The sequence below is a fragment of the Peribacillus sp. P4_D6 genome, assembly GCF_056401795.1.
In genome coordinates this window covers 1-24,599 of sequence record NZ_JBFUIQ010000005.1, presented here as the reverse complement: position 1 = coordinate 24,599, position 24,599 = coordinate 1, and the positions used below count along the sequence as shown (strand labels likewise).

At 41.5% G+C, this 24,599-nt stretch carries 23 protein-coding genes; 20 read left to right on the top strand and 3 right to left on the bottom strand.

All coding sequences use genetic code 11. The features are described 5' to 3' along the window. The first annotated feature begins 13 nt into the window (after nucleotides 1-13). The 7 genes from argJ (at nucleotide 14) to AC1DVB_RS03625 (ending at nucleotide 9,211) form a co-directional block, all read left to right on the top strand. Nucleotides 14-1,246 carry a bifunctional ornithine acetyltransferase/N-acetylglutamate synthase gene (gene argJ, locus AC1DVB_RS03655; protein WP_477588200.1) on the top strand — a complete coding sequence of 411 codons (1,233 nt, stop codon included), beginning with the start codon at nucleotides 14-16 and terminating at the stop codon, nucleotides 1,244-1,246. Between the two features lie 12 nt (nucleotides 1,247-1,258). Next, complete coding sequence (argB, locus tag AC1DVB_RS03650) at nucleotides 1,259-2,032, top strand: acetylglutamate kinase (protein ID WP_057275846.1); 774 nt, start codon at nucleotides 1,259-1,261, stop codon at nucleotides 2,030-2,032. Further along, nucleotides 2,029-3,180 (top strand): acetylornithine transaminase, encoded by a 1,152-nt coding sequence (locus AC1DVB_RS03645; RefSeq protein WP_377333543.1) that lies wholly within the window; start codon nucleotides 2,029-2,031, stop codon nucleotides 3,178-3,180. Before argB ends, AC1DVB_RS03645 begins: the two co-directional genes overlap by 4 nt. An 81-nt stretch (nucleotides 3,181-3,261) precedes the next feature. Then, entirely contained in the window at nucleotides 3,262-4,344 is a 1,083-nt protein-coding gene (locus AC1DVB_RS03640; protein ID WP_230136657.1) for a carbamoyl phosphate synthase small subunit, read from the top strand. Further along, nucleotides 4,337-7,456, top strand: a complete 3,120-nt coding sequence (locus tag AC1DVB_RS03635; protein WP_477588197.1) for a carbamoyl phosphate synthase large subunit — start codon at nucleotides 4,337-4,339, stop codon at nucleotides 7,454-7,456. The genes AC1DVB_RS03640 and AC1DVB_RS03635 overlap by 8 nt, the downstream gene beginning before the upstream one ends. Continuing rightward, on the top strand, nucleotides 7,453-8,412 hold the full coding sequence (gene argF, locus AC1DVB_RS03630; protein WP_057275850.1) for an ornithine carbamoyltransferase: 960 nt from the start codon (nucleotides 7,453-7,455) through the stop codon (nucleotides 8,410-8,412). The genes AC1DVB_RS03635 and argF overlap by 4 nt, the downstream gene beginning before the upstream one ends. 619 nt (nucleotides 8,413-9,031) lie before the next feature. Next, the gene (locus AC1DVB_RS03625; protein ID WP_034314546.1) at nucleotides 9,032-9,211 is read left to right on the top strand and encodes a YjzC family protein; all 180 of its coding nucleotides are present in this window, start codon (nucleotides 9,032-9,034) and stop codon (nucleotides 9,209-9,211) included. A gap of 54 nt (nucleotides 9,212-9,265) precedes the next feature. On the opposite strand, the gene AC1DVB_RS03620 is transcribed toward AC1DVB_RS03625, so the two are convergent. Further along, nucleotides 9,266-10,024, bottom strand: a complete 759-nt coding sequence (locus AC1DVB_RS03620; protein WP_034314544.1) for an IclR family transcriptional regulator — start codon at nucleotides 10,022-10,024, stop codon at nucleotides 9,266-9,268. Between the two features lie 381 nt (nucleotides 10,025-10,405). On the opposite strand from AC1DVB_RS03620, the gene AC1DVB_RS03615 reads away from it, so the two are divergent. The 5 genes from AC1DVB_RS03615 (at nucleotide 10,406) to clpB (ending at nucleotide 17,126) form a co-directional block, all read left to right on the top strand. Continuing rightward, nucleotides 10,406-11,353: a fumarylacetoacetate hydrolase family protein gene (locus AC1DVB_RS03615; RefSeq protein WP_057275852.1), complete on the top strand. Its 948-nt coding sequence runs from the start codon at nucleotides 10,406-10,408 to the stop codon at nucleotides 11,351-11,353. 1 nt (nucleotide 11,354) lies between these two features. Further along, nucleotides 11,355-11,846, top strand: coding sequence for a DinB family protein (locus tag AC1DVB_RS03610; RefSeq protein ID WP_364282040.1), 492 nt, complete (start codon nucleotides 11,355-11,357; stop codon nucleotides 11,844-11,846). A 30-nt stretch (nucleotides 11,847-11,876) separates the two neighbouring features. Beyond that, entirely contained in the window at nucleotides 11,877-12,989 is a 1,113-nt protein-coding gene (locus AC1DVB_RS03605) for a cupin domain-containing protein (RefSeq protein WP_057275854.1), read from the top strand. 126 nt (nucleotides 12,990-13,115) lie between these two features. Next, a complete protein-coding gene (locus AC1DVB_RS03600; protein ID WP_477588193.1) occupies nucleotides 13,116-14,315 on the top strand; it encodes an FAD-dependent monooxygenase in 1,200 nt (399 codons plus the stop codon). 222 nt (nucleotides 14,316-14,537) lie between these two features. After that, nucleotides 14,538-17,126, top strand: coding sequence for an ATP-dependent chaperone ClpB (gene clpB / locus AC1DVB_RS03595; protein WP_057275856.1), 2,589 nt, complete (start codon nucleotides 14,538-14,540; stop codon nucleotides 17,124-17,126). 82 nt (nucleotides 17,127-17,208) lie between these two features. Here the strand turns inward: clpB and AC1DVB_RS03590 are convergent, their stop codons facing one another. Beyond that, nucleotides 17,209-17,400 carry a YjzD family protein gene (locus AC1DVB_RS03590; protein WP_034314532.1) on the bottom strand — a complete coding sequence of 64 codons (192 nt, stop codon included), beginning with the start codon at nucleotides 17,398-17,400 and terminating at the stop codon, nucleotides 17,209-17,211. A 293-nt stretch (nucleotides 17,401-17,693) separates the two neighbouring features. On the opposite strand from AC1DVB_RS03590, the gene AC1DVB_RS03585 reads away from it, so the two are divergent. From AC1DVB_RS03585 to AC1DVB_RS03575, 3 genes are all read left to right on the top strand, one after another. Beyond that, entirely contained in the window at nucleotides 17,694-18,416 is a 723-nt protein-coding gene (locus AC1DVB_RS03585) for an alpha/beta fold hydrolase (protein WP_057275858.1), read from the top strand. A 102-nt stretch (nucleotides 18,417-18,518) separates the two neighbouring features. Further along, complete coding sequence (locus tag AC1DVB_RS03580) at nucleotides 18,519-19,352, top strand: hypothetical protein (protein WP_057275859.1); 834 nt, start codon at nucleotides 18,519-18,521, stop codon at nucleotides 19,350-19,352. A gap of 221 nt (nucleotides 19,353-19,573) precedes the next feature. Beyond that, nucleotides 19,574-19,756: a ComZ family protein gene (locus AC1DVB_RS03575; protein WP_034314525.1), complete on the top strand. Its 183-nt coding sequence runs from the start codon at nucleotides 19,574-19,576 to the stop codon at nucleotides 19,754-19,756. A gap of 40 nt (nucleotides 19,757-19,796) precedes the next feature. Here the strand turns inward: AC1DVB_RS03575 and AC1DVB_RS03570 are convergent, their stop codons facing one another. Next, a complete protein-coding gene (locus AC1DVB_RS03570; RefSeq protein ID WP_057275860.1) occupies nucleotides 19,797-20,018 on the bottom strand; it encodes a hypothetical protein in 222 nt (73 codons plus the stop codon). Nucleotides 20,019-20,220: 202 nt separating this feature from the next. Here AC1DVB_RS03570 and AC1DVB_RS03565 point away from each other — a divergent pair, with 202 nt between their 5' ends. The 5 genes from AC1DVB_RS03565 to AC1DVB_RS03545 form a co-directional block, all read left to right on the top strand. Further along, entirely contained in the window at nucleotides 20,221-21,156 is a 936-nt protein-coding gene (locus AC1DVB_RS03565) for a beta-ketoacyl-ACP synthase III (RefSeq protein WP_034314519.1), read from the top strand. Nucleotides 21,157-21,207: 51 nt separating this feature from the next. Next, nucleotides 21,208-22,446, top strand: a complete 1,239-nt coding sequence (gene fabF / locus AC1DVB_RS03560) for a beta-ketoacyl-ACP synthase II (protein WP_057275861.1) — start codon at nucleotides 21,208-21,210, stop codon at nucleotides 22,444-22,446. Between the two features lie 127 nt (nucleotides 22,447-22,573). Then, on the top strand, nucleotides 22,574-23,338 hold the full coding sequence (locus AC1DVB_RS03555; protein ID WP_477588188.1) for a DUF2268 domain-containing putative Zn-dependent protease: 765 nt from the start codon (nucleotides 22,574-22,576) through the stop codon (nucleotides 23,336-23,338). A gap of 114 nt (nucleotides 23,339-23,452) precedes the next feature. Beyond that, nucleotides 23,453-24,208 (top strand): DUF3603 family protein, encoded by a 756-nt coding sequence (locus AC1DVB_RS03550; protein WP_477588236.1) that lies wholly within the window; start codon nucleotides 23,453-23,455, stop codon nucleotides 24,206-24,208. Between the two features lie 115 nt (nucleotides 24,209-24,323). Further along, nucleotides 24,324-24,599: helix-turn-helix domain-containing protein (locus AC1DVB_RS03545; protein ID WP_477588186.1), on the top strand; the 276-nt coding region annotated here is incomplete at its 3' end.

Below are 24,599 nucleotides of genomic sequence, written 5' to 3'. Positions count from 1 at the left end.
ATGGAGGGAACCAATGAATACACTACAGCCAGTTGAAGAAATCAAACAAATTCAAGAAGGAAACATTTTAATGCCCCAAGGGTTCAAAGCGTCAGGTGTCCATGCAGGATTACGCTATTCTAAAAAGGACGTTGGCATCATTTTTACCGATGTCCCAGCATCAGCCGCGGCCGTTTATACACAAAATGTCGTTCAAGCCGCTCCAATCAATGTAACGAAAGACAGTATTGCCGTTACTGGAAAACTTCACGGCATTGTAGTGAATAGTGCTTGTGCGAATGCTTGTACAGGTGAACAAGGTTTAAAAGATGCAAATGAAATGAGGAAGCTTGCGGCTCAAAAGTTCGGTTTGGAGGACCATTCATTTGCAGTGGCTTCAACGGGAGTCATAGGGGAATTCATGGAAATGGAGAAAGTAAGAAACGGCATAGAGGCATTGCAGCCAGAAAATACACCTGAAGCTGCTGAAGCTTTCGGTACCGCCATTTTAACAACGGATATTGTAACGAAGAGTTGTGGTTATGAAACAATCATCGACGGTAAAACCGTGAAAATGGGCGGTGCTGCCAAGGGTTCGGGAATGATTCATCCGAACATGGCCACAATGCTAGGTTTCATTACGACGGATGCCGTCATTGAACCACATGATTTACAGCAAGCATTATCCTCGATTACCAATGATACATTCAATCAAATCACGGTTGATGGCGACTGTTCAACAAACGACATGGTGTTAGTGCTCGCGAATGGAGAAGCGAACAATGAACCTTTGACACCTGACCATCCAGAATGGTCCATCTTCCTGGAATTATTAAAACAAACTTCCGAAAACCTCGCCAAACAAATTGCGAAAGACGGAGAAGGTGCGACTAAACTGATAGAAGTGAATGTTCATGGCATGCATACGAAACAAGATTCACAGATGATGGCGAAGACGATCGTCGGTTCAAATCTTGTGAAAACGGCAGCTTTTGGAGCGGATGCAAACTGGGGACGAATCATAGCTGCAATGGGAAGAAGCGGAGTGGGATTCAATCCGGATCAARCAACAATCGTTTTTGGTGATATCGTCGTACTTAAAGACGGTGAGCCGATTATGTTTTCTGAGGAAGAAGCCAAAGCATACTTGGAAAATGAAAGTATCATCATTCATGTTTATTTGAAAGATGGTAATGAATCAGGCACGGCATGGGGCTGCGATTTAACCTATGATTATGTGAAAATAAACGGAAGCTATCGTTCGTAAGAGGTGAAAAGTATGAACATATTAGTCATAAAGTGCGGCGGCAGCATCATCAATGAGTTATCGGAGTCGTTTTTCAATAGTATTAAAGAGTTACAAAACCGCGGATACCATATTGTCTTTGTGCATGGGGGCGGCCCTGATATAAATTCAATGCTTGAAAAATTTGAAATTGAACCAGTATTTGAAGATGGGTTAAGAAAAACGACCACAGAAGTACTGGAAATTGTGGAACTTATGCTGGCAGGAAAATCGAACCGCAGCCTCGTTCATAAATTGGAAGCCCATGGCATCAAGGCAGTCGGTTTAAATGGCTCGGACGGCGGAATTCTCACAGGTGATTATATCGATGAACAGAAACTTGGGGCTGTTGGTGAAATACAACAAGTCAATACGGAATTATTCGGACTTTTATTCGAAAAAGGCTATTGTCCGGTATTGACGCCCATCTCATCTACAGAAGAGGGCAATAAATTAAATGTGAATGCCGATATGGCTGCCGGGTCTGTAGCTAAGGCACTATCGGCTGACATGTGTTTATTTGTGACCGATGTTCAAGGGGTCTTGAAGAATGGGCAGATCATTGAGGAATTGAATGAAACGGAAACGAAGAATTTGATCATGGATGGAAGTATCCATGGCGGAATGATCCCGAAAGTCAATACAGCCTTGTCGGTGCTGAATAAAGGGATTGAAGAAGTGATGATCGTTAGTGGGAAAGATCATTTTTATCAAGACGGACAATTCATCGGTACAAAATTTCTTCAGGAAGAAGGGGTATTTCAATGAGTTCTTTATTTCCTACATACGCTAGGTGGGACATTGAGCCAAGAAAAGCGTCAGGATTGAAGATTACAAGTGAAACAGGTAAAGAGTATCTGGATTTCACATCCGGAATCGGGGTTTTGAATCTTGGACATTGCCATGAGTTGGTAAAAATGGCCGTGACGGAACAACTTAATAAATATTGGCATGTATCGAACATGTTTCAAAGTTCCATTCAGGAACGGACAGCAAAAATGCTGGCTGATGCCTCAGGTTTAAGTCAGGTGTTCTTTGCCAACAGCGGTGCCGAGGCGAATGAGGCAGCCATCAAACTAGCTCGTAAAGCTACCGGGAAAAGCAAAATTATCACTTGTCAGCAGTCTTTCCACGGCCGTACTTTTGCAACGATGGCGGCAACGGGACAGGAGAAAATCAAGACTGGTTTTGGACCGATGCTAGCATCGTTCGAATATGTTCCATTTAATGATCATGATGCCATGAAAGCAGCCATCGATGAAAATACGGCAGCTGTAATGATTGAAATCGTGCAAGGAGAAGGCGGCATCCATGTTGTACAGCAATCATATCTGGACGCGATTCAAACTAAATGTCAAGAACACGGAGCTCTCCTTATCATAGATGAAATTCAGACAGGGATAGGACGTACAGGAAAGCCATTTGCATTCCAGCATTTCAATATCCTGCCGGACATCATCACTTCGGCAAAAGGGTTGGGAAATGGCCTGCCAATCGGGGCGATGATTGGGAAGGAAGAGTTGTCTGTATTCTTTGACCCTGGAAGTCATGGATCCACATTTGGAGGGAATCCAGTTAGTGTCTCAGCAGCCGAAGCTGTATTAAAGGAAATTTTTCAATCAGGGTTTTTAAAAGAAACCGTTAAAAAGGCGGAATACCTTGAGAGCGAATTGGCAAAAGCATTGAATGGCATCGAAGAAGTGAAAGAGATTCGCGGTCTGGGAATGATGGTCGGAATTGAATGTAAACAAGATGTTCAGGTGTTTTTAATGGAATTGCAAGAAGAGGGCTTACTTGTATTGAGTGCAGGTCCTAAAGTACTTCGTTTACTTCCATCCCTGAATGTTTCAGAATCGGAGATCGATACGGCGATAAATAAAATTAAAAAAGTATTGGCAATAAAACAAACTGTCTAAATTTATTGAATTTTTATAGAATAAAATGAATAATTATGCTATTGTATATATAAATATACATCATCTAAAGAGGTGAAGATCATGAAAAGCTATCTATATTTAGAGAATGGTTCCGTCTTTGCAGGGGAACTGCTGACTACATCGACTGAAAAAACAATCACTGGAGAGATTGTCTTTTTTACAGGAATGACCGGATATCAAGAAGTGTTGACAGATCCTTCATATAAGGACCAGATTGTCATCTTCACATACCCACTAATCGGAAATTACGGAATCAATGAACATGATTTTGAAAGTAAAAAGCCGCATGTTGCCGGTGTGATTGTATATGAAGGAAATATGAGCCATTCCCATTATCAGGCTAAATATTCAATTGGTGAATATTTAGACAAGTGGAACATTCCTCTTTTAAGCCATGTGGACACAAGAGCGGTCGTTAAGAATATAAGACAGGAAGGTTCCATGCAAGCAGTCATCACAGCTGAAGAAGAATACACTGTCGTACCCAGCCTGAATGGTTTATCAGCCCATGTAGCTGAGGTATCCACTAAGGTTGTCGAGAGATTTGGTGAAGGCGGCAAGCACGTTGTGATGATGGATTTCGGTTATAAAAAATCAATCTTGGATTCATTGGTCGCTCAAGGCTGCCGAGTCTCTGTCGTACCATTCGATACGGAATTCGAGCAAATCAAGGACTTGAAGCCAGATGGTATTTTGCTTTCAAATGGGCCTGGGGATCCAAAACAGCTTGAATACCTTTTAGGAAACTTAAAAAAGATCATTACGAGTTTTCCCACGATGGGCATCTGCCTCGGTCATCAATTAACGGCCCTTGCCTTAGGTGGAAATACAAAAAAAATGCTGTTTGGACATCGCGGTGCGAATCAGCCCGTGGTCGATTTGAAAACGAAAAAGGTGTATATGAGTTCGCAGAATCATAGTTACGAGGTTGATGAACCGAGCTTGCAAGGAACATCGCTTCAAGTGAGATTCAGAAACGTGAATGATAACACGGTTGAGGGACTCATGCATGAAGACTTGCCAATCTTCACTACCCAGTACCACCCAGAGGCAAATCCAGGACCTATCGAGAGTTCATTACTATTCAAAGACTTTTTACAAATGATAAATGATTATAGCGGGAGAGAAAAAGCTTATGCCTAAGGACGACACGATACAGACCATTTTAGTGATTGGTTCGGGGCCGATTGTCATCGGGCAGGCCGCCGAATTCGATTATGCAGGTACACAGGCCTGCCTCGCTTTAAAGGAAGAAGGATATAAAGTCATACTGGTCAATAACAATCCGGCAACAATCATGACTGATGATATGAATGCGGATGCTGTTTATTTCGAACCTTTAACGGTTGATGTACTGGAAAAGATCATTTCCAAAGAAAAGCCGGATGGCCTGCTCGCTACATTAGGCGGTCAAACAGGATTGAACCTAGCTTATCAGTTGGATGATGCTGGAATACTTGAAAAATATAAGGTCAAATTATTGGGAACTCCGATCGATTCCATCAAAAAAGGGGAGGATCGTGAGCTGTTCCGTGAGTTGATGTTTGAAATAGGTGAACCCGTTCCCGACAGTACGATTGTCCATACTCTTGAAGAAGCGCTTGCTTTTGCCGACAAAATCGGTTTCCCCATCATCGTTCGTCCCGCTTATACACTCGGCGGAACTGGCGGTGGTATTGCCGATTCACTGGAGACCTTTAAGGAACTTGTACGGGGCGGACTGCAAGAAAGCCCAATTACACAATGCTTGATTGAAAGAAGCATAGCTGGTTTTAAGGAAGTCGAATATGAGGTTATGCGCGATGGCAACAATACGTGCATCACTATCTGTAATATGGAAAATATCGATCCGGTAGGGATCCATACAGGTGATTCGATCGTCGTGGCACCATCACAGACTTTATCGGACGATGAGTTTCAGATGCTGCGTGCCGCATCCATTAAAATCATCTCTGCTTTAGGGATCATAGGCGGCTGTAACATTCAATTTGCACTTGATCCGAATAGCAAGCAATATTATTTAATAGAAGTGAACCCGCGCGTCAGCCGTTCATCGGCACTAGCTTCAAAAGCAACAGGTTATCCCATAGCCCGCATAGCGGCAAAGCTCGCTGTCGGCTACGATTTATCGGAGCTCATCAATCCTGTAACGAAAAGCACATATTCAAGTTTCGAACCTGCGCTTGACTATGTAGCGGTGAAGTTCCCGAGGTGGCCATTCGATAAATTCACGACCGCCGACCGCAAATTGGGAACACAGATGAAGGCAACTGGTGAAGTCATGGCTTTACACCGCAGCTTTGAGGGTGGAGTCCAAAAGGCCGTCGATTCTTTGGAATTGAAAACGATTGGGCTGCAGCTATCATCACTGAAAAATAAAACCATTCCTGAACTTTGGKGAAAGCTTGCCGAAAAATCGGATGAACGAATCTTTGTCATTTTTGAAATGCTTAGAAAAGGTGTGACGATTGAAGAAATCCATGAAGCGACAACCATAGATTATTTCTTCCTTAAATCCTTTGCTTCATTGATCCAAAGCGAAATGGAGATTGAAGCTAAGGCAATCGATCATGTAACAAGGGAAGAACTTCAGTCATACAAGGAAAAGGGCTTTTCAGACCGCTATCTTGCTTCCGTATGGAAAGTAAATGAGATGGAGTTGAGGGCACACAGGAAATCACTAGGTGTTACGGCGGTTTACAAAACGGTTGATACATGTGCAGCCGAGTTCGAATCACATACAAACTATCACTATTCAACATATTTTGGTGAGAACGAACAGCAAAAAACGGATAAAAAGAAAGTCTTGATGATTGGCAGCGGCCCGATCCGCATTGGACAGGGAATAGAGTTTGATTACTGTTCAGTTCACGGTGTTTATGCACTCCAGGATGAAAATGTTGAAACGATCATGATCAATAATAATCCGGAAACGGTAAGCACGGATTTTGCGACAGCAGATCGCCTTTATTTCGAACCGTTGACCCTTGAATATGTTCTTAATGTGATAGAAGCGGAAGACATAATTGATGTTATCGTCCAATTTGGCGGGCAGACAGCGATAAACCTTGCTAAAGGCCTGGAAGAATACGGTGTTAATTTGTTGGGGACATCCTTCGATACACTTGATCAATTAGAAGATCGTGATCGTTTTTATCAGCTTCTTCAAAAACTGGATATCCCCCATGTACCAGGTTCAATGGCTAATGGAGAAGAACAATTAATTTCCCGGGCAGAGGCTATCGGCTATCCGGTACTCTTACGACCATCCTATGTAATTGGCGGCCAGGGAATGGAAATCATCGGCTCTAAAGAAAGCTTGTTGAATAGAATGGCTAATGGAACGGCACTAGTCTATCCCGTGTTGATCGATTCCTATATTCCAGGGAAGGAAGCCGAAATCGATTTGATTGCTGATGGAAATGATGTTTATATTCCCATCATTGCCGAACATATAGAAAAAGCAGGCGTCCATTCAGGAGATAGCATGGCCTTATTGCCAGCTCAATCCTTAACGGATGATATTAAAGATAAAATGACTCTTTATGCTAAAAAACTAGTTAGTGAACTTGGTTATAAAGGTCTTATGAACATCCAATTCGTGATCGAAGGAAATAGTGTATACGTATTGGAAGTGAATCCTCGTGCAAGTCGAACAATTCCAATCATCAGTAAAGTGACCGATGTAGCTTTGGTGCAAATAGCGACAAAAATATTGCTTGGGAAATATTCATTGTCGAATGCTTTCGAAAAAACGGGCTTAATGGATGAAATTCCATATGCAGTTGTCAAATATCCCGTATTCTCTACTTTTGCACTAAGCGGACTTGATTCGAAGGTAGGTCCGGAAATGAAATCAACAGGTGAAGGAATCGCCATCGGGGAAACGGTAAATGAAGCATTGACAAAAGTGTTCCATGCTCAAAAAGCTAATCATACCACAGGCGTTTATCAATCAGAATCAGTTCAATTAAGTGAAGACCTGTTAGTGCAAATCAAAGAAGCAGGTTTGACATTGGGGAATTCAGATTTTGATGAATGGTTAAATGAAGGAAATGCGGCGGTCGTTTTGGCATATGGAACAACGGAGGAAGATAAGCAGCTAAGGTTACTTGCAGCGAAATACCGACTGCTTGCTTTTACGGAAGAAGAGACGTTCATGGCCTATCTGCAATCGGTGGAAAATGCCGATCCAGGGGTTACCTCTCTTCAGGAATGGCTTATACCATATTCGAAAGGAGTGTCACACGTATGAGTTCAATGACGGCACCGACACAAGCGAAGATTTTAAATGGAAAAGATTTTTTGACCATGAAAGAGTCCACACCAACGGCAATTGCAGATTTGTTAAAGCTAGCGCAGACCATTAAAGGTAAATTGCAAGCAGGTGAAGAATATACGCCTTTAAAAGGGAAAACGCTGGGGATGATCTTTGAAAAATCGTCTACCCGTACCCGTGTTTCTTTTGAAGTGGGCATGATGCAACTTGGCGGGCACGCTTTGTTCCTAAGTGGCAATGACTTGCAAATTGGACGTGGTGAAACGATTTCCGATACTGCAAAAGTTCTTTCTGAATACATTGATGGCATCATGATTCGTACCTTCGAGCATGAAAAAATCCTGGAATTGTCAGAAAATGCTTCTATCCCAGTCATCAATGGGTTAACAGATCTTGCACATCCTTGTCAGGTACTTGCAGACTTCTTGACGATCATCGAGATAAAAGGGCAGTTAAAAGGCTTGAAGATGAGTTATATCGGTGATGGCAATAATGTTGCGAATTCATTGATGGTAGGCTGTGCAAAAATGGGAATGGATTTTTCCATTGGGTGTCCTGACGCCTACAAACCTGATGAAAAGGTCGTCGCCTATGCTAAAAAAGTGGCAGAAGAGACTGGCAGTGAAATTTTGGTGACAACCTCAGCTTCGGAGGCCATAAAAGATGCGGATATCGTCTATTCGGATGTTTGGACTTCCATGGGGCAGGAAATCGAGAATGGTATCCGCTTAGAAGCTTTTAAAGATTATCAAATTAATGGTGATCTGGTAAAACTTGCTAAAGAAGATTATTTATTCATGCATTGCCTGCCTGCACATCGGGAGGAAGAGGTTACGGCTGAAGTCATCGATGGTCCTAATTCCGTCGTTTTCCACCAAGCCGGAAATCGCCTTCATGCCCAAAAGGCGGTCCTGGTGGACTTAATGTCTTAACCAAAAAAGCTTACTTCAGAGAGCAGTCACTCAGTTTGTAGAAAAAAAGGTTTCGGAATGGTCTCATTCCGAAACCTTTTTGATTTTATTTGTATCAGTTAGAGAATAATAACTGGATAAATACTTGGGAACCCTACCTCTAAAACATATCTCCCTTCAAGTTTAAATGAAAAAGACACTAATTGTTGCCTTCATTTTACGAAACAAATGGTTCTATGGTACCAGTTGATCTGAAGTAATCATTTCAAATTGATCTCGCTAAATAGAACCATGGTTAGAAAAGCATCCCTATACCTCGAGTTTTAATCCACTATATTAAAACAAAAAAGACTGCAGGTAAAAGGCTCTATCCTTAATAGCTGGTGTTCGAGATTCCTGCGGGAAAAGCGCGTCCAAGGGAGACCCCGCAGTCGCAATGGCGCCGAGGGCGGACCGCCCCGGAAAGCGAGTGCCCTACGTTCCAATCGGCGGTCAATTTTTAAAAACTTAAAAAGACGTCTGCTCAGAGAACAGACGCTTTTTAATTCAACCGAATTTCCCGTATGTTCCAAATTTTTCTGACATGAAAGGTAGGAACCTGGTAATAATAACAGGGAAAGCATGTAAAGGGGTGAAATCTATGGGGCAAAATCGTCAATTTAAGCCAGGTCAAAAGGCACCGAATAATGGGACCTACGTAGAAATCGGTGAAACGGGCAGCACGGTAGTGAATCCGAAAATGGTAAAGCTGGATGCAGGGGATTCTTTTCCTGAAACATCCAATCATAATCGGATATGGACCTATAAGCGGAAGCCATGAAACATCAAAAAGCAGGAAAAAGGAATGGTCGCCATCCTTCTTCCTGCTTTTTTTCTATTCAGCGGAATAACCGAATATATTCGAGATTTCCAAACAGCTTTTCCTTAAATAGACACTTAAAGGATCTTCATAATGATCAGGAATGTTTTCGGTGAACCCAACGGCAGTGATTGCTCCCAACAATTCCGAATTATAATTAAAAACCGGAATGGACATGGAGGAAACGGATGGTACAAGTGGCTCTTTGGCAAAAGCTATTTTGTATGTCCGAATTTCATCATATTCATTCGTTTCATTAAGGAACGAGCCCGTAACATTACGATCTTTTTCAATCCATTCCGCTGTCAAGGAAGGATCCTGAAATACAGTGAATACCTTTCCGGAAGAGGATGATGGCGGAAGTCGTGTACCTAACTGTGCCCCTATGTTTAAGTTTTGATTGGAATTCCATATTTTTGCCGTGATTGGTCCATCATATGTCCAAACGGAAAAAAGGACCGTGCAGGAAGTATGGTGACTGATTTCCTGTAAATAAGGAGTTATTCTGCTCGTTATATCCTCATTTCCTATCGCTGCCATTCCGTATTGAATCAATTTGCTCCCAAGGTGATACATACCGGTTGTCTTATCGCGATATAGTAACTCAAGTTGAGTCAAAGTATTCAAATACTTATAGAGGTTACTTTTCGTTATCTCCGTTAATTCCTGAATATCAGAGAATCTTAAAGGAGTTCTGTGGGAAGCAAGTAAATCTATGATGCTCATCCCTATTTGTAATGATTGAATCGTCGAACCGGATTTTACGATTTCCATAAATCAATCTCCCTAATCTGTTTTAATTTAGGTCTAGTATATCAGAATATGTAAAATATACATGAAAATCAACAGAAAAACCGCCGGATGCTTGAAGCTATCAATATACGTTCCTATTAAATGAATAACGAACTTTTTGATTCCGCAGTACTGATAATGGTGTAGATGATAACATTTGCACAAAAATTTGCAATACTTTCTTGACAATATTCCGAAAATTAAGTTATTATTTATATAAATAGTGAACAATGTTATCTATAAGTGAAATAGATAAGGTGTACGTCATTCAAATTCTGGTTTGCGAAGCAAATCCAGCAGAATTAGGATGTTGGCATCAAAAATAGGTTTTAAAAAAATCCAGATTAATAAAGGAGAATGAATATGAAATTAGTAACGTTCAGCAGTCAAGGATTTAAACGCATCGGTGCGATTTACCCGGAAAATGTAGTCGTTGACTTGAACTATGCCTATCAAGCGCTACTTGAAAGCGAAGGGAAACTTCGCAGTGAAAAAATTGCTGACGCTTATGTCCCTGCAACAATGGAGGAGTTTTTACAGGGAGGGAATGAAAGCCTTTCCATCGCACAAAAGGCTGCGGACTACGCTATTAACAATCGTGATTCCTTCAGACATCAATTGGTACATGAAATTGAAAATATAAAGCTTGAGGCCCCTGTCCAAAAGCCAAGCAAAATTATTTGTGTCGGCCATAATTACCGTGAACACATTGCTGAAATGGGCCGTGAACTGCCGCCATTCCCTGTAGTATTCGCAAAGTTCGCCAATACAGTTATCGGTCCCCAGGATGATATACCGTTTTTCCCAATCTCGGAACAACTGGATTATGAAGCCGAATTCGCTTTTGTTGTCGGACAAAGGGCACGTAATGTTTCAAAAGAAGATGCTCTTGATTATGTAGCTGGTTATACAATTGCGAATGATGTCACTTACCGTGATATCCAACGGCGTACACTTGAGTGGCTACAAGGGAAAACGGTTGAAGGAAGTGCTCCGATGGGGCCTTGGTTAGTCACTTCCGATGAACTGTCCGATCCATCGGGCTTGAATGTCCGATTAACGGTAAATGGTGAAGAACGCCAAAAAACCAATACATCCAACTTTGTATTCGATGTGAAGTATCTAGTTGAATTCTTATCGAATTTAATGACTCTTGAACCAGGTGACATCGTACTGACAGGAACACCGGGTGGGGTAGGAGTAGCCCGTGATCCACAAGTGTTCTTGAAAGATGGTGACGTTGTCAAAATCGAAATCGACAAAATAGGTTATCTTGAAAACCGTGTGAGACGTGTCGGGGAGGGAGAATAAAATGGCTTATCAGGAAATCGGGACATCAATCCAATCAGTGCAACAATCCATCGACCATATTCTTGAGACAACGGCAAACCTACCGGAAGAAACGATCCGATTTAAACCGGCAGAGGATGAATGGTCGATCATGCAGATACTTTCCCATTTAGCTGAAGCCATTCCTTATTGGTTAGGTGAAGTGGAAACTGTAATAGCGATGCCTGGATCCGAATGGGGGCGTGGATTGCAAGATCCAGCCCGATTGGCGGCGGTTACCGATACTGACAAACTTGCTGTGGATGATGTCATGAAGCAAGTGGAGGAGCTTAAATATAAAGTGGAGAGCGGTCTCGGGGATTTAGATGAAGAAACACTATCCAAAGAATCGCCACACCGGAATTTCGCTAAATTCGGAAACAAACCAGTTTCTTATATAGTCGATCACTTCATCGATGAGCATGTTTCAGGACATTATGATCAAATTAAGCGAAATCTTTCTAAAATCCAGTGAGGCAAAATAAAAAAGAAAGTAGGGATTAATATGGCTGAAAAATCGGAATACATGAATAGTACAATCGTAAAAGATTTTACAAAGGATATTCAGCAGTATAACCTTGGGCCGCTGTGGGAAGCCATTCCCGCTCTGATGGACCATGAACCTAAACCTCATGCGCATGCTTATTTATGGAAAGAAGAGCTTTTGACAAAAAAATTGATGGAAGCGGCTGAAATCTTCACACCTGACCGAGGCGGGGAGCGCAGGGCGATTTATTTTCAAAACCCTGGCCTTACTTATCGCCAGCCTTGGGGATGGGCTTCGACAACACAAACGCTTTATGCAGCGGTCCAGCTACTGTTGCCAGGTGAAGTGGCCCCCTCCCACCGTCATTCCCAAAGTGCACTTCGTTTCATTACGGATGGTGAAGGTGCCTACTCCATCGTGCAGGGAGAAAGGATCTTCATGGAAGAAGGCGATTTTTTGATCACGCCTAAAAACTTATGGCATGGTCATGGCCATGTTGGGGAAAAACCAATGATTTGGATGGATGCCCTTGATATCCCAACCATCTATTCCATAGGCGGCACTTTCTTTGAACCATATCCAGATCGGATTGAAACGCCTAAGCGGCCGGATAATTTTTCAGAGCTCCGTTATCAAGGCGGAATGGTTCGTCCAGTATCCGACCGTTATTCACAAGTGGCACCGCTTGCCAACTACAAGTGGAAAGGCACCAAAGCAGCGATAGAAGGATTGATGAATTTCGAACCGGATCCATATGAAGGTTTTGCCGTGGAATATATCAATCCATCAAATGGCCAGACGGCCAATCCGACGATGGGGGCATGGATGCAGAAACTTCCTAAAGGTTTCCATACGAAAGCCCATCGCCATACCCATTCCACGATTTATCAAGTGCACCAAGGATCAGGATATACGGTCATTAATGGAGTGCGTTTTGACTGGTCCAAGGGAGATTATTTCGTCGTTCCGAATTGGGCATGGCATGAGCACGTTGCAGAAGCGGATTCTTACTTATTCTCGGTAAACGACCTACCAATAATGGAAAGATTCGATTTGGAACAGCAACAAGCATTAGACACAAACAATGGGTACCAAAAGGTTGAAAGTGAATTCAAGCCTGTTTTGGTTTGAAAATAATCGGTTTGGAATCTTCAGCTAAGATACTAGTGAATAGATGAATGCCATTCGAATGAAAACGCTTACTTGGTAGTGGTCCGCAACTTTGGCTAAAAGCAACTAATATAGGGGGAATTGATGATGAACACAGAAAAAAAACCATTCATCGTTATCGGTGGGGGAATTGGCGGATTGGCAACTGCTTTAGGAATCGCAGAAACAAAACAGTATGTAAAAGTCCTGGAACAAGCTCCCGAATTTGGGGAAATTGGTGCAGGGATTCAGCTTGCAGCAAATGCCACCAACGTATTGCAGCGTTTAGGTGTCATGGATAAAATCAATGATATTGGAGTATTTCCAAAAAGATTGGTGCTGATGGACGCCTTTTCCGGAAAAGAGCTTTCCGCTTTGGATTTAGGTGATGTTTATAAAGAAAGATATGGAGCTCCGTATGTTGTTTTGCATCGTTCCGATTTGCATAAAGTATTGGCTGAAGCCTGTGAAAAGAACCCGTATATCGAACTGGTCACGAATCAAACCATTATTGAGACAGTAGAGTATGAAGGTGAAGTGACGGTTACTTCTGCCAACGGGTCCCAACATTCAGGAACTGCTGTCATTGGAGCCGATGGATTATGGTCCAAGGCACGGAAACTTTTTGTGGAAGATCAGCCGGTCTGCTCTCAATATGTTGCATACAGGGGAGCGATCCCGATGGAAGAGGTTACGAGCCATGGAGATTTAGATGATGTATACATGTGGATTGGTCCGGACCTTCATCTTGTTCAATATCCGGTTAGAAGGGGAGAACTTTATAACCAAGTAGTGGTTTTCAAAAGTTCTCAATATACGGAAGAAAACGAAAAAACAGATCAATGGGGAACACCGGAAGAAATGGACCGTGTATTTGCCGGAACTTGTGAGCTTGTTCAGAATGCGATTTCATTCATTCAAAGACAACGCCGCTGGCCGATGTATGACCGTTTACCAATTGACAATTGGACAAAAGGAAGAATTACGCTTATGGGCGATGCGGCACATCCGATGCTTCAATACTTGGCACAAGGCGCTTGCCAGGCTTTAGAAGATGCAGCTTATTTGTCTGATATGCTCCATAAGCATGGGAATGACATTGAACAGGCATTTTTGGAGTATCAGGAGGAACGCATTCCACGTACGGCTAATGTTCAAACGAGTGCAAGAATGTGGGGGGAAATCATCCACAATACGACCGATGCAGGCATTCTGCTTCGAGATACGATCCTTGCAGGTCGGACGGATAGGGATTTCCAATTCGTCGATGAATTTCATGGTTACAATAAAACGGCCGTGAAAGCATAAACCATTTTGTTTCATCCATAAAGGAATGTATCCATGTTACAAATGGTTCTGCCTTTCTTCTATATGAAGAAAGGCTTTTTCCGTTTATTTTCCAAACTACTGCATTTCTTATAACTTTCCTTTACATGGGGAGAATTAGAAGTATAATGAAAATATAAAGGTCAAAATTGGTCAAACCAAGTTGTGATTCGTTCATGATATAGATGAATGGGAGGTTTCAAGATGGATATTAATAAAATGACGGAGAGAACCCAACAGGCATTCACTGGCGGTCAGGAACTAGCCAATGAAAGAGGGAATCCCGAGCTGACGGAGCTTCATTTATTAAAGGCCTTAATGGAGCAGGATGAAAGTTTATTAATCAGGATTTTATCGGAATCTGGTAAATCGGTGAATCTATTTGATATAGAGCTGAATAAGGAATTGGATAGATTACCGGAAGTGAGCGGGGGTGTTTCCCAGGTTTACATGTCATCCTCCCTACAGCAAATTCTGACGGCTGCCGAAAAGGAAATGCAGAAGTGGGGGGATGAATACTTATCTGTCGAACATATACTGCTTGCGTCTTTGCAAGTCAATAGAACGAATGTAAACAGGCTATTTTCATCATATGGAATTGATTATGATAAAGCAAAACGGGTTATAAGCGATATAAGGGGGAATCAGCGAGTGACTAGTCAAAATCCTGAAAGCACTTATGAAGTACTGAAAAAATACGGCAGAGATCTCGTTGCTGAGGTTAAATCGGGTAAGGTCGATCCAGTAATCGGTCGAGATACGGAAATCCGTAACGTCATCCGGATCCTTTCACGGAAAACGAAAAATAATCCTGTATTAATAGGAGAACCTGGAGTAGGTAAAACAGCGATTGTCGAGGGGTTGGCTCAAAGGATTGTCAGGAAGGATGTGCCGGAAGGTTTAAAGGATAAGACCGTTTTTTCACTCGATATGAGTGCACTTGTCGCAGGGGCCAAATTCCGAGGTGAATTTGAGGAACGCCTAAAAGCGGTGTTGAATGAGATCAAGAAGAGTGATGGGAAAATTCTCTTATTCATTGATGAATTGCATACAATTGTCGGTGCAGGAAGAACGGATGGCGCCCTTGATGCCGGAAATATGTTAAAGCCGATGCTTGCGCGCGGTGAGCTGCATTGTATCGGTGCAACGACCCTTGATGAATATCGGCAATATATTGAAAAGGATCCGGCTTTGGAACGCCGTTTCCAACAGGTTCTGGTTCCTGAACCGGATGTTGAAGATACGATTTCAATTTTGCGGGGATTAAAGGAACGGTTTGAAATTCATCATGGCGTCAGGATACATGATCGGGCGATCGTTGCAGCCTCTGTCCTTTCGAACCGATATATAACGGAGCGATTTTTACCGGATAAAGCGATCGATCTAGTGGATGAAGCTTGTGCGATGATCCGCATGGAAATCGACTCCATGCCATCCGAGTTGGATGAAATCACGAGAAAAGTCATGCAACTTGAAATTGAAGAAGCGGCCCTGAAAAATGAAGACGACCCTCAAAGCAAAGCAAGGCTGGAAGGGCTTCAAAAAGAACTATCAGAACTTCAGGATCAAGCGAATAGCATGAAATCCAAGTGGCAAATGGAGAAATCAGCGCTTCAAAAGGTGCAGGACAAACGTGAAGAGCTTGAGAAACTGCGTCATGAACTGGAACAGGCAGAGAATGACTATGACCTTAACCGGGCAGCTGAACTTCGGCATGGAAGGATTCCGCAGCTTCAAAAAGAATTGGAAGCAATGGAAGACGAATTGGAAAAGGAAAAACAGGAATCACGATTGCTTCGCCAGGAAGTGACGGAGGAGGAAATTGCCTCGATTGTGGCAAGGTGGACAGGGATTCCGGTAAGCAAGCTGGTGGAAAGTGAAAGGGAGAAGCTGCTTCGCCTATCAGATATCCTGCATGAACGGGTAATCGGTCAAGGAGAAGCGGTGGAACTCGTATCCGATGCTGTTTTAAGAGCAAGGGCTGGAATAAAAGATCCAAACAGACCAATCGGTTCATTCATTTTTCTTGGGCCGACTGGTGTCGGTAAAACCGAATTGGTAAAAGCTTTGGCAGAAACATTATTCGATAGTGAGGAACATATGATTCGAATTGATATGTCGGAATATATGGAGAAACATTCCGTGTCCCGACTTGTTGGTGCACCTCCCGGTTATGTTGGATTTGAGGAAGGCGGCCAGCTTACGGAGGCTGTTAGGAGAAACCCCTACTCAGTCATATTATTGGACGAAATTGAAAAGGCGCATCCGGAAGTCTTCAATATTTTACTGCAAATGTTGGATGATGGAAGAATAACAGACTCTCAAGGCAGAACAATCAACTGTAAAAATACGGTGATCATCATGACTTCCAATATCGGTTCCCATTTCTTATTGCAATCCAACCGGGTGGATGGTGGCATGGAAGAAGAAATAAAAGATCAGGTCTTTAAAGAATTAAGAGGGCATTTCCGTCCGGAATTTTTGAATCGAGTTGATGATATTGTTTTATTCAAACCTCTGACAAAACAAGAAATCGTTGAAATCGTAGATAAAATGGTTCATCAATTACAAGTGAGGTTAACTGAACAAAATATAGTCCTCAACGTCACAAAAGCGGCTAAAGAATTCATTGCGGACCAGGGATATGATCCGGTATATGGAGCAAGACCGCTGAAGCGATTCATCCAAAAGCATCTTGAAACGAAAATCGCCCGTAAAATCATAGCTGGGACTGTTGAGCTTAAAGAAGGAATCACGATTGATTATGATCATGATGAATTGGTCCTCATATAAAAACGTCGCCATGCAGTTTACCCGTAAGCAAAGTATGGTATAACAAAAAGGACATCCTAAAAAGGATGTCCTCTTTTGCTTCTTAATGTTGATGGGAGTCTTTAGCTGGCCCAGCAGGCAAGATAGCAGGGATGATAAGAATCAGGATAGCCGCAGCCAATCCTAAAATCGTTCCCTGCGCAGCATCGTATGAAACTCCGATCATGGAAGAAACAACATATACAGTCATATGCACTAATAAGAATGTCCAAAAAATTGTCCAAGCATAACGCATCGAATTTCACCTCATTCCACTACATTCATTTTTATCTTACCATAATTAATATACAGTTAAAACGTGTTTTTAATAATAACCTTTAAATTATTCAATACATTAAATCATAAGAGAATTTTTTTTGGCATACAAGTTGGTTCAAAACTTCAAAAAGGAAATTATAGGGGAAAATAAAAACAAAAATCGTCCCTGCTTGCTTAATTTAAGATAAGAAGTTAGGCGTTTCCACTGACCCTTTCTATTTTTCGTCATAAATTAATATAGTAGTAATATTCCATAAAGGAGTTAGAACGATGGAACAACGAACTTTTCAAATTGATGACCAGTGGAATATCATCTATTATCCAGAGCGGCCCAGTGGTTTTTCCGTAATGGTAATTGGAGACCGCAGTCATTTTGTCGAAAAAGACAGCAGCTTTTGGCTGCAGCATCCTGGGAGGCTGCAGATATTGGAATATTTAAAGGAATACGGATACACGCTGTTTTCATCCAATTTTCACGGAGCCAACTGGGGCAGTCCTAAAGCACTGGACCTTTCCCTTAACCTATATATTCTTTTCATGAAAAAAGAAATAGTCAATCAAAGGGTTCATATATTGGCAGAGGGGACAGGCGCACTACTTGCCCTAAAGCTAATGAATGAACTTGGAAATAAAATTCGGTCTGTCGTATTGATTGATCCGGTTTTTTCCTTGAAAGCACAATTGGAGAAAGAAAAGGAAAATAAGTTCTTCTATAAAAAGTGGCTATCCGAGGTTGCTGCTGCATATGAGCTTGAGCCTGCGGAATGTGAGCAGCATATCCTGGACACTGAAGATTCAGTAATCGCAGAGAATATCCCCATGAAAGTGATTCAGGTTTTTGGAAGCTTACGGAAAGAGCAAGCCTCCCTTTATCGGCAAATCCAGCTGGCAAGAAAAGCAGACCTGCAGCTGACGTATATATTGCCCGAAAAACGTTATAAAATCCCCTATCAAATACAAAAGTTTTTCAATGAGAATGAAGAGATTTTATGAGAAGAGATATATTTTTACAATAGTTTGCATACGATACAGCATCTAAAAAAACTAGACGTGCCAGGTGAAGTGGGCTTGATGGCATACGAGGAGGCTGTATTTATGCAAACAAACATTGTCATTGGCACTTATCGATTTGTGGGATTCTATGTGACTCAATATTTTTTGAACCAAGGGAAAGAAGTAATTGGAATCGATTGGGATGATTCCGAAGCAAATCAATATATTATGGAAGAAAAAGAACTTGAAATAGGAAGGAATTCAAATTTTATATACTTTCCGATAAATAAACTTAAATTATTGGATATTTCACAGGAGGACACGGTGTTCATCTCTTGCTACGATATTCAAAGCGGCAAAATGGGGAAAATCGATTTTCTGATAGGCGAAATCGTTTCCTTCATTGAGAAATTCAAAAATGGCAAGAATGAAACGCCCAATTTCGTTCTTTTCATGCCCATTGAAAAAGATGTCAGTATTTTTCATTCCATATTAAGCTCGATTCGTGAAATCGATTCCGCAAAAATCATATTTTTACCGACGATTTATGGACCTTGGCAATCGGAAGGCATGAGCTTTGAAGCTGGAATCAATCAGCTTGGGCAGTCTGATATCAAAGCGGCAATTGCTGCCGAATATACCTTTGATGCTCTCTATATCACTGATTTTGTTAATGCTTTGGAAGCGGTGCTAACCTCAGGTTCCGATAGGGACATCCAATTGTGCAGCTCTATTGATGATCATTGGAATGAATGTGCCAAGCTAATATTTGATGAAAGCATGGATTCATTCACTCCCCAACAATCAACAACTAAAATCAATAAAGGAACAATATTTGAAGTGCAATGCAAAATGGAACCGGAAGAAGGCATTGCATTACAAAAAAAACATAATAAACGATTAAACTTACTTAAAAAGTGGAGAAAGCGTGATTAAAAAAATATTTTCGTTATTTGAGAAGAACAAAACGGTATATTTGCCTCTAATCTATATGTCTTGTACTATAATGTACAAGGATAGGAAGAACATCAAAAGATATCCATGATTTTATATGTGCGCCCTTTACGAAAGGGTTCTGTGGAATTATGATATTATTGAGCTTTATTTAGGCATCACAAATCAATTGATGAATATTCAAAAGATAGGGGGAAACGCGAATGAGTTCAGATAAAACTCTTGAATTTATGGGAATCGCCATGAAATACTTCCCAGAGGCTAAAGCGAAGCTTGAGGCAAGCGGGATTCCATTTTCAATGGAGATGGCAGAGCCATTCATGGAGCTCTTTAAAAGCGTAATGCAAGAAGCTTATGAGCTTGGCAAACAAGATGCTCAGCGTTAATTAAAGGCAGGCTGTCCCGATAAAGGGCAGCCTTAATTTTTTATTCTTTTTTCAAGAACTTGGCAATCAATGGATCCAGATTGATTTTATCAATGGTCGGTTTGTATTGACTGTACAAGCCCATCAATGTTTCAACGCTCGCCATCAATTGCAAGTAATCAACCTTCGATTCCTCTTGCTCCGGTTCGGGTTTCTTGCCAAACATCAAATTCGAAAAATGATCATCCGGGTTACTTTCGCGGTTGCGATTGAAAATGTCCACAATGAGTCCTCCTTTACACCTTTTATTTATAATGTATGTCCCTGAATTTCCCCTGGCATAGGCGCTTGACCGACTTCCGAAAGAGATTTCTTTAGCCTTTCAAATTGTTAACTCTTGCAAGGAAGTCTTTTTTTATATAAAATTAGTACCAGGTAATAATAGATGATTATAATAACTCATTAAAATATAAGGGGATGGCAAGATGAATGCTGGAATACTAGGGCTTGGCCGCTACTTACCCGACAAAATCGTTACAAATGCGGATTTAGAAAAAATTATGGACACTTCTGACGAGTGGATCCGGACCAGGACGGGTATCGAGGAAAGAAGAATTGCAAATGATGATATTGATACATCAGATATGGCTTATGAAGCCGCAAAGGCTGCATTGAAAAATGCGGAAATTTCGGCTGAAGAGATAGATATGATTCTTGTGGCTACCGTTACACCTGATCAGTCGTTTCCTTCTGTCGCTTGCATGATTCAAGAGAAATTGGGAGCGATGAAGGCAGCTGCAATGGATGTAAGTGCGGCATGTGCCGGATTTATGTATGCAATGATCACGGCACAGCAATTTATTAAGACAGGTGCATATAAGCATGTGTTGATTGTCGGTGTTGAAAAACTTTCGAAAGTAACCAATTGGGAAGACCGTAATACTGCTGTCCTTTTTGGTGACGGAGCGGGTGCAGCTGTACTTGGACCTGTCTCTGATGGCAAAGGGGTCCTTTCCTTTGAATTAGGCGCAGATGGAACTGGCGGGAAGCACTTATTACAGGAAGGAGATTTCATTCATATGAATGGACGTGAAGTATTTAAATTTGCTGTCCGTCAGATGGGGGAATCCAGCCTGGGCGTATTGGACAAAGCTGGTTTGACAAAGGAAGATGTGGATCTGCTTGTTCCGCATCAAGCAAACATACGCATAATGGAAGCCTCAAGGGAACGCCTGGGTCTCCCGCTTGAAAAAATGACAAAAACGGTTCATAAATATGGAAATACTTCATCAGCGTCCATTCCAATGGCCCTTGTGGAAGAAATGGAAGCGGGAAGAATCAAGGACAATGACTTAATCGTCATGGTCGGTTTTGGTGGTGGCCTTACATGGGGAGCGATCGCTCTTAGGTGGGGTAAATAAAAAGAAGAAACAAATCGTAAGAGCTTTAAAAATAGGAAGGAGCCATTTTCAATGACTAATCGTCGTGTAGTTGTAACAGGTATTGGAGCAATCTCTCCAGTTGGTAATGATGCAGAAACTGGATGGAAGAATATAATCGAGGGGAAATCGGGAATAGGGCCTTTAACTCGTTTGAATGCTGAAGAATATCCCGTTAAAGTGGCTGCTGAAATCAAGGACTTTGATATAGAAACATATATAAATCGTAAAGAAGCTCGCAAAATGGACCGTTTTACGCATTATGCAATTGCGGCTTCCGTTATGGCATATAATGATAGCAAGCTGGAAATAACCGATGAAAATGCTGCACGTGTCGGGGTCTGGATCGGTTCGGGTATCGGCGGGCTGGAGACACTTGAAACACAGCATGAAAACTTTTTAAACAGGGGATATAAACGGGTTAGCCCATTTTTTGTTCCAATGATGATACCGGACATGGCAGCCGGCCAGGTTTCTATCTTACTGGGTGCAAAAGGAATCAATTCATGTACGGTAACAGCCTGTGCAACAGGAACAAACTCAATTGGTGATGCGTTTAAAGCCATTCAACGGGGCGATGCCGATGTCATGATTACAGGCGGGGCAGAAGCGCCAATCACAAAAATGTCGGTTGCAGGCTTCTGTGCAAATACGGCTTTATCGACAAATCCTGATCCACAAACCGCTAGCCGTCCTTTCGATCTTAACCGTGATGGTTTCGTAATAGGTGAAGGAGCTGGAATCATCGTTCTGGAAGACCTTGAACATGCATTGAATAGAGGAGCCAATATTTATGCTGAAATAGCTGGTTATGGCTCAACTGGAGATGCCTTCCATATTACCGCTCCGGCACCAGGTGGAGAGGGCGGTGCAAGAGCCATGAAAATTGCAATTGAGGATGCAGGTTTGAATCCGGAAGACATCCAATATGTCAATGCCCATGGAACGAGTACACCATACAATGACAAATACGAAACGATGGCAGTCAAAGAAGTCTTTGGCGACCATGCTAATAAACTTGCGATAAGTTCCACTAAATCAATGACAGGCCATATGTTAGGGGCAGCAGGCGGTGTGGAAGCAATATTCACGATTCAGGCAATCAGGGACAGCATTTTGCCTCCAACCATCAATATTGAGACACCAGACCCTGAGTGTGATTTGGACTATGTCCCGAATCAAGCAAGGAAGGGCGAAATCAATGCAGCCATCAGCAATTCACTTGGATTCGGTGGACATAACGCAACGATTCTTTTCAAGAAATATCAATAAGTTTTGAAGGAAGAGCAGATCTTTTTGGGATCTGCTCTTTTTTAGGTTGAAGGGAAAAGGGATATATTGTGTCATCCGCCTTCATTAAATCATACGATAGTCAATAGAAGCGGAGGTGTATGGTGAAATGGGAGTCATTTCAACCAATGAATGGATGAGGAAGGATTTCAACCGGCCGATCCAGATGATGGAAAGACTTAAAAGCAATTTCAACGATACCCTTGATGCTGAAATGATGTATCATCATTTATTGAAGCATGGCATGTATTCGCCGAATCAAAAAACAAAACTCACATGGGAAGACTTACAGGAAAACGATGTATGGGAAAAAACACAAAGCTTGTTTACAGCTTATAAGAAGCTATGGGGAGGGCCTGATGTTCCCATATATATTTTCCCGCTCATGTCTACAGGGATATGGAATAAAAAAGTTGAAACGAAGTCAGGGTTGGCCTTTAAAGATAAACTATTCCTTTTTTATGGAAAGGGGATAGCCGAAAAGGAAATGGAGGCCCTGTTGATTCATGAATACCATCATGTTTGCCGTCTGCATCATTTGAAAAAGGACCAAAAAGAATTCACTCTCCTTGATACGATGATCATGGAAGGACTGGCGGAAAGAACGGTGGGAAAATATTTAGGAACAAAATATTTAGCGAATTGGACTAAGTTATATCAGGAAGATAAACTACGAGAATATTGGAGAAAGCTTTTAGAGGAAAAGCACACGATAAAACGTACAGATCCTCTTCATGATGTACTTCTGCTTGGGACAAAAGGATATCCATATATGCTTGGATACTGTAGTGGCTATTACCTGGTGAAAAATTTTGAAAAACTCTCCGTGAAAAGATCATTCATTATTCAATCTGAAGAATTCTTATCAAAATAGAGCTAAAATATACGTTCTTTTTTTATTATTCTGTTTTCTAGAATAGGAATAAATTGTATGGTTCCTGCCTATACTGATTGACAAACAGAAATTTGTTTAAGTGAGGGATGAATGATGCTATATCTTCATGATGTATGGGTTAACTGGTTTGAAGGAGAAGAAAACGGCTATAATATTTGTCATTTTCATGAATGGAGGAAAGATGACGGGATCGAACTACTAGATCAAGTTCCTTTGTTGAAAGTGTCATCAACATTGTTCCACTACATAGAAAACGACTTGTCAGAATTACCTAAGCCATTGCTGAATGATGTTTATCAAAAAGCATATGCAAGGAAAAATCATGAGCGAATTCAGCTTGACTATTGTTTTATCGTGACTGACGGAAATGGAATTTTAGCTGTTGATACGATAGGTTATCATATTCCGATTAGGAAAAGCAGAATAATTCCCCGGCAGGAACAAATTGTTTATGACATGATAGAAAACCATGATGAGATGGATTACACCTTTATTGAAAAACCTACATCTGAGAAAGAATATCATATTTTGTCGCCGTCTCCCTTATTCATGAACGGTTTGACAAGAAAAGAAAGACAGCTTAAGCAATTGCTATTCATGGCCATGGACCAATTATTCACGGCGAAAAACACTGCTGAAATCCGCTATTGGTACACAGAATGGGCCCCTGAGAAATATGAAAGCATTCAAGAAATGGATTTTCAGATAGCTTGGCTTGAGTTATATGAAGAAATGAAGGAAGGCTGGTCAGAGAAGCACCTTCAACTTTGTGAAAACCTTGTGAAGGGGCAGCCTTTTTTTGAAAAGCTTTGGCAAGTCGAGGCTGGCGATAGCCCATCGATATTATGAACAAAAAAGACGATCCGTTGAGGATAAGTCTCAGACTGTAGACAGACTTGATGAAAATCGAATTGAACTGCCACGTAAATGTTAGACACCAAACTAACATTTACGGGGTGTTTTTATGGCTAATTTTTCTGCAGAACAGAAAATATTCATTACACGACTTTACCTAGAAGGTTATATGGATCTTCAAAAAATATTTGAAGTTTCGTATCAAATAATTCAAGGATGGGTTCGTTTATACCAAATTCAAGGAGCCGATGGATTTAAGAAATCCTATACAAGTTATTCTACGGAGTTTAAAATGGATGTACTTAATTATATGAATGAAACGGGTATATCTTCTTACGACGCAGCCGCAAGGTTTAATATTTCATCTCCAGCGCTAATTCGGACG